The sequence below is a fragment of the Stenotrophomonas sp. 99219_Sma genome (assembly GCF_056480785.1).
In genome coordinates this window covers 4,149,064-4,164,340 of the sequence record NZ_CM151117.1, presented here as the reverse complement: position 1 = coordinate 4,164,340, position 15,277 = coordinate 4,149,064, and the positions used below count along the sequence as shown (strand labels likewise).

The following is a 15,277-nucleotide window of genomic DNA, read 5'->3' as shown; positions in this document are numbered from 1 at the left end:
GGTTTGCGCCGTCGTCGTTGAGCCCGGCTGCAGGGCGGGCTAGGGTGCAGGTCTGCCGCCCCGGAGCCCGCCATGACCTCGCCCGATGCCGATACCCAACGCAAGCGCGCGGCCTTCCGCCAGCTGCATGCAGCAGGGTGCTTCGTACTGCCCAATCCATGGGACGTGGGCAGTGCGCGCTACCTGCAGCGGCAGGGCTTCCAGGCACTGGCCACGACCAGTGCCGGCTGTGCCTGGAGCGAAGGGCGGCCGGACGGAGCGGTTTCGCTGCAGGCCACGCTGGACCATCTGCGCCTGATGGCGGCAGCGACGCCGCTGCCGTTGAACGCCGATTTCGGCGATGGTTTCGGTGATACGCCGCAGAAGGTGCAGGAGGCGGTGGCCGCGGCGATCGACACCGGCATCGCGGCGTTGTCGATCGAGGATGCCAGCGGCGTCGCCGATGCACCGCTGCGTCCGATCGATCAGGCGGTGGAGCGCATGCGCGCTGCCCGTGCAGCCATCGACCGCGCTGGCGGCGACGTGCTGCTGGTTGGCCGTGCCGAGAACTTCTTCGTCGGCGTGCCGGATCTGCCGGACACCCTGCAGCGCCTGCGCGCCTATGCCGAGGCCGGCGCCGATGTGCTGTATGCACCTGGCATCAGCACGCGCGAGCAGATCAGCGCGGTGGTTGCCGCCGCAGGGTCGAAGCCGGTGAACCTGCTGGTCGGTGGGCCGACACCGCTGAGCCTGCAGGACATCGCTGCACTCGGCGTCCGCCGCGTCAGCCTGGGCGGCGCATTGGCCCGTGCTGCATGGGGCGGACTGATGCAGGCGACACAGCCGATCGTGCAGGCCGGACGCTTCGACGGCCTGCAGCAGGCGGCTTCCGGGGCCGCGTTGAACGCGCTGTTCCGTTGAGCGAAATCCCGGTGCAGTCCCAGACCAGCAGGGATAGTAGATCCACGCCATGCGTGGATGGATGCGCCTGCGATTACAGCGCTTCCATCCCACCCTTGGGCAGCGTCACCCCAGGCTCCAACGCTGGCAGCAGTTGCCGCAGCAGCGCGGGATTGTCCAGCAACGCAGCACCGTCAATGAAACTCCATTGGGCTGTGCCGACGCGGCGCACGGCGAGCATGAACGAGGTGCTGCGCATAGGCGCCTCGCGCACGCGCAGCAGCGACTGGCGTGGCACGAAGCAGACTTCCTCATCACCGGCTGCATAGGTCTGGCCCGGCACGCCGGCCTCGTCGCTGATGATGGTGACCCCGGTCTTGCGCAGCTCTTTCAGGGTGTCGCGAGTCATACGCGCATAGGCCTCATCGCCCCCGGCCAGGCGCTTCAGGCTGGGATGGGTTCGGGCGATGATCAACTCGGCATCGCCGCGGGCGAATGCGCCCATCATCGCCTGCACGTCCTGGCGCAATGCGGCTGAGTCTTCCGGACTGAGCTCACCGGCCAGCGCTGGCGCAACGGCCATTGCCATCGGCAGGGCCAGCAGAAGGGCGAGCAGGTATCGGTGCATCGTCGGGTATCTCAGCGGGAACCGCCGCACTATACGGCGGATGCGGAAACAGCGTCCCACGCATGGCGCTGGTGTCCCGGGCGCCATTACCTACTATTGGTAGATAGTAAATTCCGGACATCCCCCATGCACACCCTCATCGTTACCGCCCATCCTGAATCCGCCGCGTTGACCCATGCCATCGCCAGGCGCATCGGCGAAGCCATCACCGCAACGGATGCCGCCAATACCGTGACCCATGCCGATCTGATGGCCGAAGGCTTCGATCCGCGCTTCAACACGCACGACCAGGCGCTGTTCCGTGGCACCGGCGCACCTCCAGCCGACGTCGCCGCCGAGCAGGCGCGGCTGGATGCTGCCGATACGCTGGTACTGGTCTACCCGCTGTACTGGTGGTCGTTTCCCGCGCTGCTGAAGGGCTGGATCGATCGCGTGTTCACCCAGGGCTGGGCCTACCAGGACGGTGCAGACGGCAAGGTGCAGAAGAAGCTGCAGCGGTTGCGCGTGCACCTGGTCGGCATCGGTGGAGCGGGCGCGGACATGATCGAACGGCGCGGTTACGGCGCCGCGATGAAGACGCAGATCGACATGGGCATCTTCGACTACTGCGGCGCGCCCGTGCTGACGTCAGACCTGCTGCTGGATGCCGATACCGGTGCGGCCGAAACGCATCTGCAGACTGCGCTGGCGATCGGCCGTAAAATCGGAACTCCGATGCACTGATCGCCGTGTTCCGCCGATGTCTGCCAACGCCGCTCCCACGCGCCGCCGATTGACCCGCGAGCAACGCGCCCGCCAGTTGCTGGACGTGGCCTGGGCGCTGGTTGGCGAAGAAGGCACCGACGCGTTGACCCTGGGCCGGCTGGCCGAGGCCGCGGGCGTGACCAAGCCGGTGGCCTACGATCACTTCGTGACCCGCAACGGCCTGCTGGCCGCGCTCTACGATGACTACGACGGTCGCCAGACGGTGGTCTTCAACGAGCGCATCGGCCGCGCACGGGCGCAGTTGGCCGATCGTGCGGCGGCCATCGCCTCCGGCTACATCGACTGCATCCTCAGCCAGGGCAGTGAAGTGCAGGGCATCCTCGCCGCGCTGGTGGGCGCTCCGGAACTGCACGAGGTACGGCGGCGTTACCAGCAGGATTTCATCGACAACTGCGACGCCTGGCTGGGCCCGTTTGCTGCCGACGGCACGGTATCGCTGGCGGGACGCTGGGCGATTCTCGGTGCGGCCGAAGCCCTGTCCGAAGCCGTGGCAGCAGGCGCGCTGGACAAGGCCGCAGCCGAAGCCGAGCTGCAGCGGCTGATCGTGGCAACGGTCAAGCGACGCTGAGCCGCTCAGGCGTCGGCGGTGCTGTCGGCCAGCGCCGCGAACCCGGCGGCCAGCCGCTCGCGCACAAGGGCATCGCGTGCGTCGCGGCTTTCAGAACCCAGCACCACGGTGATCAGGCGTACCGGCTGATCCCGCCCGGGCACTGCCCGGCAGGCGGTGGCGGCCAGGCAGAAGCCTGCGGCCTGGGTGTAGCCGGTCTTCAAGCCATCCACGCCGTCATCGCCAAGCAGGGCGTTCTGGTTGCTGCGGCTGAAGCTGCCGTGCGCGAACACGCGCTGCGCGGTGATCGCCAGGATCTGCGGATGATCGTTCAACAGGCAGGCGGCCAGCACCGCCATGTCGCGCGCGCTGGACGCATGGTGCGGGGTGGTGATGCCGGACACGCTGGCGAACCAGCTGCTGCGCAGGCCGAGCTGGCGTGCGTGCCGGTTCATGCGCTCCAGGAACGCAGGCTGTGATCCGTCCAGATGGCGCGCGATGGCCAGCGCCGCGTCATTGCCGGAGACGATCATCAGTCCTTCCAGCAGGCGCGCGAGGGTGACTGTTTCACCGGGCACCAGGCCCATGCGCGTTTCATCATCGGCCACCGCGTGCACATCCCCGGCGGCGATGGTGACCGCTTCGTCCCACGCGCCTCCCTTCTCTTCGACGCATTCGTACGCGGCATAGGCGGTCATCAGCTTGGTCAGCGAGGCCGGTTGCCTGGCGATGTCCGCGTTGTGCTGGTGCATCACCGCGAACGTTGCCGCATCGAGGGTGATGGAGGACAGCGGTGCACGCGCAGGAGCAGGAGACGGCATGGAAGGGCCGATGGAGGAGGGCCTGCAGGATAGCCCGCGGCGGCTGCATGAAGCTGCAATATTGCAACGATATAACGTATCGACATTGTGGGCCGCCGATGGCCCGACGGGACACCCGATGACTGCACGCATTCCACGCCGCTGGCTTCATTCTTCGTTGCTGCTCGCGCTGGCCGCACTTGGCGGCTGCCAGCCCAATCTGCGCGCCGAGGCTGTTGCTTCCGGCCCAGCGCGCCCGCACAACGTGATCGTGATGATCAACGACGGTGCCGGTTGGGGCACCTGGGACGCCGCCGCCTACTGGCAATACGGCAGCCGCGAACGGGCGCCGTATGCGGATTTTCCGCAGCGCCTGGCGGTAACCACCTTCCCGTTGAATGCCAGCAGCCAGCCGACCCGCGACAACGCGCAGACCTTGGGCTACGACGCGGGCAAGGCCTGGGATGACACGCCGGTTCCTGCGCAGGACCTGCCGTTTGCGGGCTACCAGTACCTGGCTGCGGTGGCTACCGACAGTGCGGCGGCGGGCACCGCGTTGTCCTCGGGCATCAAGACCTACAACAACGCCATCAACTTCAACAACGATGGCAATCCGGTCGAGTTCAATACGCTGCGCGCCAAGCGGCTGGGCATGGCCACCGGCGTGGTGACTTCGGTACCGTTCGCGCATGCCACGCCGGCCGCGTTCGCGGCGCAGAACGAATCGCGCAACAACTATCACGCCATCGCCCATCAGATGCTGGCGCAGGGGCATATGGATCTGGTGATGGGCACCGGAGGCCCGGGCTACAGCGTTGATGGTCGCGCCTGTGACGAGAGTGCCGGCGCGGCCAAGGCCGAGGGCTGCGCGAACCCGTGGGAATGGGTGTCGCAGCAGGATTGGCAGCAGCTGGAAGCGGGCAGCACCATCGGCGGCAATCCGTCGGGGCCGTGGCGCCTGATCCGCAGCAAGGAAGCGTTCGCCGCGCTGGCGCAGGGACGGTTGCCGGCAGACCGGCCGCTGATCGGCGTGCCGCGCGTGGCCAACACGCTGCAGCAGGCGCGCCAGCTGCAGGTGCTGGGCAAGGATGCGGCCACACCTTCCGGTGTGAGGAAGATCGACAGCGTGCCGGATCTTGCGACCATGACCCGTGGTGCGCTGCAATTCCTGCAGCAGCGTTCGTCCAAGGGGCTGTTCCTGATGGTGGAAGGTGGCGCCACCGACTGGGCCGCCCATACCAGTGCCTGCGGCACTGAATGGCACTACGGCCAGTGCAGCGACCAGCCGCAGTACGGCCGGCTGATCGAGGAAACCGTGGAGTTCAACGACGCGGTGACAGCAGTGATCGAGTGGATCGAACGCAACGGTGGCTGGGAGCGCAACCTGCTGATCGTCACCACCGACCACGACAACAGCATGCCGATGGGCCCAGATGCACAGAACGTCGCCTTCGAGCCGGTGCGCAACAACGGCCGTGGGCGCATGCCGGGGATGAGCTTCCGTCCCACCGGCAACCATTCCAATGCGCTGGTGCCGTTGTGGGCCAAGGGCGCGGGCGCGGAGCTGCTGGGCCAGCGCGTGCGGGGCGTTGATGCCGGCTACCGTCAGCACGTGCGCTGGAACGACGGCAGTTACATCGACAACACCGACGTGGCTGCCGCGGTGCAGGAAGCGCTGCAGCGTTAGGGGTGTGCCGGCCGCTGGCTGGCAGCGGCAGGTTTCCCGGTCGACGAGGTTGCCGGCCAGCGGCCGGCACTACCGGGGGCGGTGCTGGGCGGCGGCGTCGGCGACGGGCTGGCCAGCTGGCGTGCCAGCTCGGCGCTGGCCACGTGGCCGTGCAGGAACAACAAGCCGCTGAAGATGTTCATGAGCGTGCCTCCACTTGAGTGGATTGCACGATACGGGCAGCATGGACAGGCAAAAAGCGACATTTCCGCAAGCATGCCTTGAGAGGAATTCAAGCCTGATGTCCCGCCCTCCGCTCCATGCCCTGCAGGGCTTCGTGGCTGCTGCCCGGCTCGGCAACCTGTCGCGTGCCGCCGCGTCGATGAATGTGACCGTCAGTGCGCTCAGCCATCAGATGCGGCAGCTGGAAGAACGGCTCGGGCAGCCGCTGCTGATCCGCCAGCCGCGTGGTGTCACCCTCACCCTTGAGGGGCAGCGCCTGCTCGACCAGGTCGGACCGCATCTGGATGCGATCAACGAAGCCTTCCAGCCCTATGCCGCACGTGCCGAGCACGTGCTGACGATCAGCGCGGTGCCGTCGATGGCGTCGGCCTGGCTGGTGCCGCGCCTGGGTCACTTCGTGGCCGAGCATCCACAGATCGAGATCAACCTGCAGTCGAGTGAACGCCTGATCGATTTCGAGCGGCAGCGCCAGTTCGACGCCGTGCTGCGTCTGGGCAGCGGGCAATGGCCGGGCCTGGTGGTGGAACCGCTGTTCGACGAGTGGCTGGTGCCGATGGCGAGCCCGGCGCTGATCGAACGCATAGGCGGCATTGACCGTGTGCCGTTGACCCGGTGGCCGCTGCTCGGTGATCCGGACGGCGCGTGGGGCGCCTGGTTCGCGTTGAGCGGGCAGAGCCCGCCGTCGCGTTTCGTGGCGGTGCTGGATGATTCGGAGGCGCACCATCGCGCCGCTCTGGATGGCGTGGGCGTAGCGCTCGGGCGGGTGACGCGGGCGCGGCTGCTGCTGGATTCGGGTCAGCTGGTTGCACTGTCCAGCCAGCGCCTGAAAACCGACTGGCCGCATTGGCTGGTGTACCCGCAGCGCTCGGCCAGCCATCGCGGCTTCCTCGCGTTCCGCGACTGGCTGCATGCGCAGGCCACCGAGCATGTGCGGCACATGGCAGACGCACATCTATAGCGCCGAGCCATGCTCGACCATTGCATCTGGATCTGTAGCGTCGAGCCATGCTCGACTGCTGGTGCTCTGCAGTCACCGAACCAGCGTGACCGCCTGCCCGGCACGCGCGAACGCTGCCTCAAGCAACGGGCCGGCCTTGATCGCCTCCACTTCCTCGAACAACGCCCGCAATGCATCGGCCGGGCGTGAGGCCGGCGCCGCCACTGCCTGCTGGATCGCGGTGAAGCGGTCGGCCAGCACACGGTGGCCGGGATGCGCCTGCGCCCATGCTTCCAGCGGCTGGCGTACACCGGCGGCGGCATCCAGGCGCTGCTGATCGAACAGGGTGATGGCCGCCGCCGAGGTCTCCGCCCGCTCGATCGTGGCATGGCGCAGTTCGCGACTGAGGAACAGGTCATAGGCCGCGCCACGCCCCACCGCGATGCACAGCCCCTCGCGATCCAGGTCGGCCACCTGCTGCGCCGGGCTGTCCTCGCGCACCAGATAGGTGCCTTCGATCTCCACATACGGAGCACTGAAGGCAATGCGGTCGGCACGTGCCGGATCGATGGCCAGGAAGGCCAGATCCCAGCCGTCTTCGCCTGCTGCCTCGACCACCGAGGCTGCGGCATCGTGGCAGGTGAAGCGTGCCTGCACCCCCATCCGTTGCGCCAACGCGGTAGCCAGTTCCAGCGAGGGGCCGCGCGGTGAGCGCGCATCGCCCTGTGCCAGCACCGGGTTGCCCAGGTTGATCGCCACGCGCAGGAAACCGTGCGGTGCCAGCGTACTTCGGTGGTCGGCCAGGGACATGCGGGACTCCACGGGGCAGGGGAGACCCAGCATGCCAATAACGGTGTCCGCGTGGCGTGGAATCAGCCGCGCGCGGCGAAGGTGCCGTGGAAGCCCAATGGCACCGCATACGGCAGCCAGGCCTGTGCCAGCGGACCGTCGTCCAGGTGGCGGGCATCGAGCACCGCCAGGCCGCTGCGCTTGTTCACCGGGTCAAGCAGGGTGCCGATCAGCCAGCCATCATCGGCGTTGCGGCTGCCCGGGCGCGGTACGAACACATGCTCTTCGGCCATGATGTCCGGGCCATAGTTCCACAGCTGGCGGCGCCCGTGCTCGATGTCGAACGCGGCCACGGCGTTGAAGTACGGCGCATTGGCCGTGCCGTCGATGGTCGGCGCATACAGCCGTGCGCCACGTGTGTTCGCCGAGCGCGGGTCGAACAACGGGAACTCCACTGCGCTGATGCCCAACATCTGCCAGCGGGCCTGTCCACGACGCAGGTCCAGATGCAGCTCGACCAGGCTGGCGCCACTGTTGGCAGCGTGTGCGCCATCACCGGCCATCGCTTCCTTCATCGGCGAGCGCGCCTCATTGATGTCGTCGTGGCGCACTGCACGCAGCACGATGCCGCCATCGCGGGTGAACGCGTCGCCGAAGTGGTAGATCGCCGCGAACGGGGCCTCGAACCATTGCGCCTTGTCCGGCGCATCCTTGGCGACCACCGCGATGCGTACAGGACGCTGAGGCGCGAACTGCATGCGCTCGAAGAAGCTGCCGCCTGCGCCGGTGAAATCGAACGGCATCATCACGAACACCAGGTGCTGGTCGGTCATCGCGAAGGCATGCAGGTAGCCATGCTCGGGTGTTTCGATCACATTGGCGCTGCGCAGCTGGCCGTTCGCACCGATGTGCCAGACCAGCAGGCCATGGCCACCCATCAGGCTGATCGAGCCGAAGTTCCAGACGCTGCCGTCGCGGTCGCGCAGCGGGTGCGCCGAGAACGGCAGTGCGGCGAGGTCCGGACGCCAGGTCACCGGACCCAGCGTCTGCAGGGAATCGGGGTCTACTTCGAACGCCGAGCCGGACTCGCACAGCGCGAACAGGCGGCCATTGATCATGGTTACCGAGGTGTTTGCCACGTTGGCATCGTCGTTGTTTCGAACTGCCAGCGCACCGGGAACGCTGGTGCCGGCAGCCGGATACTGGAAGCGGCCGGCCTTCTGTTCACGGGTGAATTTCGGCGTGGCGACCATGCGCCCGTGATGGGTCAGGCTGCCGTCACCATTGAAGCGCCAGCCATGCACCATGCCGTCGCCGTCGAACCAGTGGTCGTAGCGGAAGCCATCGCGCTCGGTCCAGGCCGGGCCGTTGCGGTACAGCGTACCGGCCAGGCCTGACGGCAGCTTTCCCTGCAACTGCACGGTGGCCGGGCCGAGGCTTTCGCTGCCGACGCTGCGCCAGCCGAGCAGCCACGGGTGTTCCTGCATGCCCTGCGCGAACCGCGTCGGGTCGCCGGCGAAGGCGGGAGCGCTGCGCAGCGCGGTGGCGCCCAGGGTCAGGCAGGCACTGCTGCTGAGCAGGGTACGAAGGAAGCGGCGACGGTCCATGGTGGCCTCGGGTATGGATGCGGAATCAGCGCAGGGTGATGTCGATGGCGGTGCCGGCGGCCGGCACGTCGACGCTCGCCTCGTCGAAGGTCGGCTTGCGCATCACCTGCGGGTTGTTGCTGAAGCCGTAGCCTTCCACCGGCATCCCGACCAGGTTGGTGTCGAGCTTGCCGTTGTCGTTCTCGTCGTGGGTGAGCAGCACGGCATAGCTGCCGGCCGGCACGCCCTTGAACGTGAAGTGGGCACTGTCGCCGCTGGGCGCCGCCTGCTGGGCCTGCACGGGCTTGGCCTTGCCGTCCCAGGCGGCGGCGTTGTCGACCAGCGCAACGCGCAGGGTGCCGGTCTGCGCGCGGACCTCGTGCACGGTCACGGCCAGGTCGGCGGCGTGGGCACTGCCGGCCAGGGCCAGGGCAGTCAGTGCGGTGCTGAGCAGGGCGGTGCGGATCATGGCAGTGGCTCCGGAAGTGTGTGTGGCGGTGGGGAGCCAGTCTGCGTGGGGCGCTGCACCGGGTTCAGGGCCAGTGGTCATCGATTCGACGTGCCAGAAGTCACTTTCTGCGCCGGACCCATTGCCGCCGGCGTGCGCGGCCGTCAGCATCTGGCCATGCCCAGCCTGTTCCGCCATCTGTTGCGTCCGCTCAGCCTTGCCGGCCTGATCACCGTGCTGGTGGTCGGCCTGTCGTTCGCAGTGCAGCGCAGTGGCGCCGGGCTGAGCCTGCTGTTGCTTGCTGTGTTCCTGCTGCTGTTCGTGGTGCACGGCTGGGCGTCGATGCCATCCCGCGTGCGCGCCGCTGCTGCGGTGTTGCAGGCGCTGCTGGCGGTTGTGCTGGTTGCGCTGCAGCCGCGTACCGGTACCGCCCCGGTGCTGCTGGTGGTGCTGGTTGCACAGCTGGCCGAACACTGGCCGCCGCGCTTCGTGCTGGGCGTTGCGCTGCTGGCCAACCTGGCGGTGTATGCCGTGCTGCGCCACAGCGGCTTCAGCCAGCCGCTGCTGGTGGTGCTGCTGTATGGCGGTTTCCAGGCCTTCGCCGCGCTGACCGCGCACTATGCGCGCAGCACGGCGCTGGCCCGCGATGATCTTGCACGGGTCAATGCCGACCTGCTGGCCACCCGCGCGCTGCTGGCCGACAGCGCACGCGATGCCGAGCGCCTTCGCCTTGCGCGCGAGCTGCACGATGTGGCCGGGCACAAGCTCACCGCGATGCGGCTCAACCTGCGCGCCCTGGCCGCTGACCCTGCGCTGGCCGGCCGCGAAGGGCTGGTGCTGGCCGAACAGTTGTCCGGCGAGTTGCTGGCCGACATCCGCCAGGTGGTGCAGTCGATGCGCGATGATCGCGGCCTCGATCTGGCCACCGCGCTGCATGCGCTGGCCGCACCCTTCCCACGACCGAAGCTGCAGCTGCAGATCGGCGACGGGGTGCGCGTGGCTGACCCGTTGATGGCCGAGACCGTGCTGCGGCTGGTACAGGAAGCCCTGACCAACGCCGCCCGGCACGGCAATGCAGACACCGTGTGGCTGACGATCAGTGAAGAGGATTCCCAGTTGCGTATCGATATCCGCGATGATGGCCAGCGCGCCGAACGCATCCGCGAGGGCAATGGCATCGCCGGCATGCGCGAGCGTCTGGCGGCCGTACAGGGGCGGCTGGAGTTGGCCCGAACGGCGCAGGGCGGCATGCATCTGACCGCGCGGTTGCCGGCATGAGTGCCGCCATGATCAGGGTGGCGCTGGCCGATGACCAGGCGCTGGTCCGCGCCGGCCTGCGTGCGCTGCTGCAGGGCCTGGGGGTGGACGTGGTGCTGGAGGCCGAGGATGGCCAGGCCCTGCTGGATGCGCTGGATACGCAGCGCGTGGACGTGGTGCTCAGTGACATCCGCATGCCCGGGCTGGATGGGATCGAGGCACTGCGCCAGCTGCGGGCGCGCGGCGATGCCACGCCGTGGCTGCTGCTGACCACCTTCGATGAAAGTGATCTGCTGCTGCGCGCCAGCGAGGCCGGCGCACAGGGCTTCCTGCTCAAGGATGCCGCGCCGGCCGACCTGCGCGAGGCCATCGAACGCGTCGCCGCTGGCGAAACCCTGCTGCTGCCGGTCAGCACCGAGCCGGTACGCGCCCGCTACCGCTTCCACGATGAAGCACCGCCCACCGATACCTTCGGCGAACGTGAAGTGGCAATCCTGCGCCTGCTGGCCGGGGGCTACAGCAACAAGGAGATCGCGCGCAGCCTGTTCCTGGCCGAGGGCACGGTGAAGAACTACGTGTCCGCCATCCTCGACAAGCTCGGCACCCGCGACCGTACCCGCGCGGTCCTGAAGGCGATTACCCTGCGCATCATCTGAGTGGAGGTGGCAAGGAGTGTCTGTGAACCCGATCCTGCATGTGGAAATCCCGGCCAGTGACCTGGACCGGGCCATCACGTTCTACCAGCGATGGCTGCAGGTTGCGGTGGACGAACCCATCGTGCTGCACGACTGCCGGATGGCCTATCTGCCGTTTTCCGATGAGGCCGCCGGTGCCAGCATTGCGCTGGTGCACGGCGCGGACTATCTGCCTTCCGAGCAGGGCGCGCGCATCTACATCGGCGTCGATGACCTGGATGCCAGCCTCGACCGTGCGCTGCAGGCCGGAGCCGAGCTGCGCTTCGGCCCGGCCGATGCCGGCGACTGGCGCGTGGCCGAGATCCGCGACAGCGAAGGCAACCGTATCGCATTGCAGGCGCGCACAGCGCCGTAACGTCAACGCTGCGGTGCGCGCATCTGTAGAGTCGAGCTTGCTCGACTGATTTTGACGTCGCCGTAGATGCATCAGTCGAGCAAGCTCGACTCTACAGCGTCGCGGCGCGCGAGCGCTGCAGCCAGTCATTGATGGCCGGGTCCAGCCGCGGGTCGTCCGGAAGCTGGATGCCGAAGCGCTGCTCCAGCACGTCGCGCACATCACCCACATCATGCAGCGGGCGCTTGTCCGGTGCCTGTCCGGGGCGGTACTCGGTGTAGTTGCCGCTGCCGATGGTGCGGCGCCAGTCCGGCCCGGTCAGCGACGCGCGCAACTGGCCGGGGAAACTGGAATCGGGATGGGTACATACGTACCAGTTGCCCACCACGTTGTCGATCGGCGCCGGCGCCTGCAGATCGAAGCGGTACATCACCCGCCAGCCGTCGCTGGATTCGGCCGACAGCATGAAATCACCGCCGTCTTCCAACCGCTGCAACAGATAGCGTTCGTGCGGGGTGGCCTGCGGCTGCGGGTCATGCAGGCGCAGCGGTACGGTCGGGGTCAGGCTGCCAAAACCGGCATCCACCAGCCAGTCATCGCCGTCCACCTGCACGCGCAGCAGCAGATGGGTACGCGCGGTCAGTTCGTCGTCCTGGGCGGCCAGCAGTACGCGCGCGCTCAATGGCTGGGCATCGAAGCCCAAGGCCTGCAGCAGCGCCAGCAACCCACCATTGAGTTCGAAGCAGTAGCCACCGCGGCGCTCGTCAATCAGCTTGCGCTGCACGCTGTCCAGGTCGATCGGCACCGCATCGCGCAGCAGGCAGCTGAGGGTTTCGAAGGGCAGCAGTGCGTTGTGGCGCTGCTGTAGCAGGGTCAGGCCGGCCAGGGTCCGTGGTGGCGGCGCATCCAGCTGCAGGCGCTGCAGGTAGCGGGGGACATCGAGCCTCGTCATGGGGGCACCGGGCGGGGAAGGGAGGTCCACTGTGCTCCCCCAACCGGGGTTGAGGTCAAGCACGGCGGCCGTGTCATGCCCCCGTCGCCTGCACCCGGTACAAAGACCGCGTCCGCCAGTGACGGGGGACGCAGACGAAAAAAGGCCTAAAGTTGACCTGAATCCGGCCGATACAGGTGCGTCCTTCCGCCTGGAGTCTGTCATGTCGGCCGTTGTCCCCCACCTCCGGTCCCTGCGCACGCGTCTTGCCACGTTGCGCTCGGCGTCCCCCGGCCTGCTGCTGTGGCTGCAACCACACCGGCTCAGCGTGGCCAACAAGCTCAAGGCGACCCTGTGGGTCTGTGGCCTGGGGCTGGTGGCGATCGCCGCTGTCTACGCCTGGACTGGCCATGCCAACGCCCTGGCCGCGCGCAGCCAGGCCAGCTACCAGCGCGGCAGCGATCTGGCTGCCAGCCTGTCCACGCGGGTGGCCGAAGCGCGCCGCCTGCAGACCCAGTATGCACGCAGTTTCGATGATGCTGACCGCAGCCAGTTGCTGGCAACACAGAAGGCCCTGCAGGCTGACCTGCAGGCGCTTCGCGCGATGCCGATGGACGCCGGCCGGCGCAAGGCGCTGCAGGTGCTGACCGAATCGGCCGACGCGTTCTCGCAGGGTGTCGCCGCCCTGTTTGAACGTGTCGATGAAATGGGCCGCGGTGATGCCGGTCTTGCCGCACAGCTGCAGCAGGCCGCCGACACCCTGCAGGTGCAGGTGGATGCGCTGCAGCGGCCGTCGCTGGCGCTGTCCCTGCAGAAGATGCGTAGGCAGGAGGCACTGCTGCTGCTCGACGGTGATTCCACTCACGCCGACCGCGCCAGCGAGGAAAAGCTGCCGTTCGACCTCGCGCTGGCGGGCCTGCCTGCGGATGCGCAGGACGCCCTGCGCAGCGGGATGGAGGGCTATCAGGGCGCACTGCTGGGGTATACCGCTGCCCGCGTCGGCCTGGATGTGGAAGCGCAGTCGCTGCTGGATACCGCCGCGGGCGTAGCGCCGGCGCTTGCCGCTTTCCAGCAGGCACAGGTGGCAGCGCTGGCCAGGGCTCAGGCGCGCCAGCAGGCCGGTGCGCGGACGATGAGCGTGCTGTTCGCACTCACCCTGCTGCTGGTGGCCGGCGTGCTGATCACCAGCCTGGTGCTGGTGCTGCGTGCGGTGCGCCAGCCGATCCAGGACACCCTGCGTTTCGCCAGCGATATCGCCGACGACCGCCTCGACACCACCCTGCGCGTCTACAACGCCAACGATGAGATCGGCCAGCTTGCCCAGCGCCTGGTCGACATGCAGCAGCGCCTGCGCGCGCGCATCGAGACCGAACGTGCTGTGGCGCGCGGCAACACCCGGGTGCGCCAGGCGCTGGACAGTGCGCAGACCGGGCTGATGGTGGTCGATGCCGAAGGCCTGGTGGCGTACGCCAATCCGGCGCTGCTGGAGCAGCTTGAACTCCAGGTTGAAGATCTGGTGGGGAGCGATGCGGTACGCCTGCATCCGGCGCTGGCCAGCCTGGCTGGCGTGCGACAACGCGAAGAACGCGAGATCGGCCATTGCGGTGTCCGCTATCAGCTGATCGCCAATCCCATTGTCGACGAGGGGCATTTCCTCGGCGTGGCAGTGGAGTGGCGCAGCCGCGCGCTGGAAACGCTGCTGGAAACCGAAGTGGCAGCACTGGTCGACGCCGCCGCACATGGCGACCTGCACGGCCGCATCGCGCTGGAGGGAAAACAGGGCTTCGTGCGCACGTTGTCGACCAGCATCAACCGCCTGCTGGCGACCTTCGAGACCAACCTCGGCGATCTGCAGGCGCTTCTGGCGGCGCTGGCCCGTGGTGACCTCAGCGTGCGCATGGAAGGTGAGCTGCAGGGCGTGTTCGCACGCATGCGCGACGATGCCAACGCCACGGTCGCGCAACTGGGCCGCATCGTCACCCGCATCCAGCAGGCGACGTCCAGCCTCGACACCGGCGTTGGTGAGATCGTTGCCGGGCACCATGATCTGTCGCAGCGTACCGAACAGCAGGCGGCCAACCTGGAAGAGACGGCAGCGTCGATGCACGAGTTGACCGACACCGTTGGCCGCAATGCCGATGCCGCGGGCCGCGCCGATGCCTTGGTGCAGGGGGCGGCGGCGGTGGCCCAGCGCGGTGGCGAGGCCGTCGGCCAGGTGGTCGCGACCATGCATGGCATCAGCGAGGCCTCGCGGCGGATCGGCGACATCACCCAGCTGATCGATGGCATCGCTTTCCAGACCAACATCCTCGCGCTGAATGCCGCGGTGGAAGCCGCGCGCGCAGGTGAGCAGGGCCGCAGCTTCGCCGTGGTGGCTGCGGAAGTGCGCCTGCTGGCCCAGCGCAGTGCCGAAGCGGCCAAGCAGATCAAAGGACTGATCGAGGATTCGGTGGCGCGTGTTGGCCAGGGCAACCAGCAGGCCGAGCAGGCGGGCATCACGATGGGCGAGATCGTTGGCAGCGTGCAGCAGCTGGCCGAGCTGCTGGCCGGTATCCGCAGTGCATCGCAGGACCAGCATGCCGGCATCGCGCAGGTGAAGCAGACCATCGTGCAGATGGAAGCCAGCACCCAGCGCAACGCCAGCCTGGTGGAAGAGGCTGGTGCCTCCACCGCGCAGATGCAGGCGCAGGTACACGCGCTGACCGAAGCGGTGGGCGCGTTCCAGTTGCAGTCGATGCCACAGGCGCGCGCTGCGGCCTGATCGTGCTCCGG

The 15,277-nt window shown here is 67.9% G+C and carries 16 protein-coding genes; 9 read left to right on the top strand and 7 right to left on the bottom strand.

Annotated elements, in window-relative coordinates; genetic code table 11:
• The first annotated feature begins 72 nt into the window (after positions 1-72).
• Positions 73-900 (top strand): isocitrate lyase/PEP mutase family protein, encoded by an 828-nt coding sequence (locus tag ACZK13_RS18965; RefSeq protein WP_253145254.1) that lies wholly within the window; start codon positions 73-75, stop codon positions 898-900.
• A gap of 73 nt (positions 901-973) precedes the next feature.
• Here ACZK13_RS18965 and ACZK13_RS18960 read toward each other — a convergent pair whose 3' ends face one another.
• On the bottom strand, positions 974-1,507 hold the full coding sequence (locus tag ACZK13_RS18960) for a hypothetical protein (RefSeq protein WP_253145251.1): 534 nt from the start codon (positions 1,505-1,507) through the stop codon (positions 974-976).
• A gap of 126 nt (positions 1,508-1,633) precedes the next feature.
• On the opposite strand from ACZK13_RS18960, the gene ACZK13_RS18955 reads away from it, so the two are divergent.
• Both ACZK13_RS18955 and ACZK13_RS18950 read left to right on the top strand, forming a co-directional pair.
• On the top strand, positions 1,634-2,230 hold the full coding sequence (locus ACZK13_RS18955) for an NAD(P)H-dependent oxidoreductase (protein WP_478482060.1): 597 nt from the start codon (positions 1,634-1,636) through the stop codon (positions 2,228-2,230).
• Between the two features lie 16 nt (positions 2,231-2,246).
• Entirely contained in the window at positions 2,247-2,840 is a 594-nt protein-coding gene (locus ACZK13_RS18950; RefSeq protein ID WP_253145247.1) for a TetR/AcrR family transcriptional regulator, read from the top strand.
• A gap of 5 nt (positions 2,841-2,845) precedes the next feature.
• Here ACZK13_RS18950 and ACZK13_RS18945 read toward each other — a convergent pair whose 3' ends face one another.
• Positions 2,846-3,640: a D-alanyl-D-alanine carboxypeptidase family protein gene (locus ACZK13_RS18945; protein WP_253145245.1), complete on the bottom strand. Its 795-nt coding sequence runs from the start codon at positions 3,638-3,640 to the stop codon at positions 2,846-2,848.
• Between the two features lie 118 nt (positions 3,641-3,758).
• Here ACZK13_RS18945 and ACZK13_RS18940 point away from each other — a divergent pair, with 118 nt between their 5' ends.
• On the top strand, positions 3,759-5,306 hold the full coding sequence (locus ACZK13_RS18940) for an alkaline phosphatase (RefSeq protein WP_253145243.1): 1,548 nt from the start codon (positions 3,759-3,761) through the stop codon (positions 5,304-5,306).
• Here the strand turns inward: ACZK13_RS18940 and ACZK13_RS18935 are convergent.
• Complete coding sequence (locus ACZK13_RS18935; RefSeq protein ID WP_125895603.1) at positions 5,303-5,488, bottom strand: hypothetical protein; 186 nt, start codon at positions 5,486-5,488, stop codon at positions 5,303-5,305. The genes ACZK13_RS18940 and ACZK13_RS18935 overlap by 4 nt on opposite strands.
• A 98-nt stretch (positions 5,489-5,586) precedes the next feature.
• Here ACZK13_RS18935 and ACZK13_RS18930 point away from each other — a divergent pair, with 98 nt between their 5' ends.
• Positions 5,587-6,486, top strand: a complete 900-nt coding sequence (locus ACZK13_RS18930; protein ID WP_253145241.1) for a LysR substrate-binding domain-containing protein — start codon at positions 5,587-5,589, stop codon at positions 6,484-6,486.
• A 72-nt stretch (positions 6,487-6,558) separates the two neighbouring features.
• Here the strand turns inward: ACZK13_RS18930 and ACZK13_RS18925 are convergent, their stop codons facing one another.
• The 3 genes from ACZK13_RS18925 to ACZK13_RS18915 form a co-directional block, all read right to left on the bottom strand.
• Positions 6,559-7,275 (bottom strand): ABC transporter substrate-binding protein, encoded by a 717-nt coding sequence (locus tag ACZK13_RS18925; RefSeq protein ID WP_253145239.1) that lies wholly within the window; start codon positions 7,273-7,275, stop codon positions 6,559-6,561.
• Positions 7,276-7,337: 62 nt separating this feature from the next.
• Entirely contained in the window at positions 7,338-8,861 is a 1,524-nt protein-coding gene (locus ACZK13_RS18920; RefSeq protein ID WP_253145236.1) for a carotenoid oxygenase family protein, read from the bottom strand.
• Between the two features lie 25 nt (positions 8,862-8,886).
• Positions 8,887-9,309 (bottom strand): DUF2141 domain-containing protein, encoded by a 423-nt coding sequence (locus ACZK13_RS18915; RefSeq protein WP_125895606.1) that lies wholly within the window; start codon positions 9,307-9,309, stop codon positions 8,887-8,889.
• Between the two features lie 156 nt (positions 9,310-9,465).
• Between ACZK13_RS18915 and ACZK13_RS18910 the strand changes: the two genes are divergently transcribed.
• Genes ACZK13_RS18910 through ACZK13_RS18900 form a run of 3 tightly spaced genes read left to right on the top strand, consistent with a single transcriptional unit; the run spans position 9,466 to position 11,595 of the window.
• The gene (locus tag ACZK13_RS18910) at positions 9,466-10,566 is read left to right on the top strand and encodes a sensor histidine kinase (RefSeq protein WP_107433198.1); all 1,101 of its coding nucleotides are present in this window, start codon (positions 9,466-9,468) and stop codon (positions 10,564-10,566) included.
• Positions 10,563-11,201 carry a response regulator transcription factor gene (locus tag ACZK13_RS18905; protein WP_253145234.1) on the top strand — a complete coding sequence of 213 codons (639 nt, stop codon included), beginning with the start codon at positions 10,563-10,565 and terminating at the stop codon, positions 11,199-11,201. The genes ACZK13_RS18910 and ACZK13_RS18905 overlap by 4 nt, the downstream gene beginning before the upstream one ends.
• Before the next feature lie 22 nt (positions 11,202-11,223).
• Positions 11,224-11,595 carry a VOC family protein gene (locus ACZK13_RS18900; RefSeq protein ID WP_125895608.1) on the top strand — a complete coding sequence of 124 codons (372 nt, stop codon included), beginning with the start codon at positions 11,224-11,226 and terminating at the stop codon, positions 11,593-11,595.
• 91 nt (positions 11,596-11,686) lie between these two features.
• Here the strand turns inward: ACZK13_RS18900 and ACZK13_RS18895 are convergent, their stop codons facing one another.
• On the bottom strand, positions 11,687-12,526 hold the full coding sequence (locus ACZK13_RS18895) for an arylamine N-acetyltransferase family protein (RefSeq protein ID WP_253145232.1): 840 nt from the start codon (positions 12,524-12,526) through the stop codon (positions 11,687-11,689).
• A 202-nt stretch (positions 12,527-12,728) separates the two neighbouring features.
• Here ACZK13_RS18895 and ACZK13_RS18890 point away from each other — a divergent pair, with 202 nt between their 5' ends.
• A complete protein-coding gene (locus ACZK13_RS18890) occupies positions 12,729-15,266 on the top strand; it encodes a methyl-accepting chemotaxis protein (protein WP_253145230.1) in 2,538 nt (845 codons plus the stop codon).
• Positions 15,267-15,277: the final 11 nt, after the last annotated feature.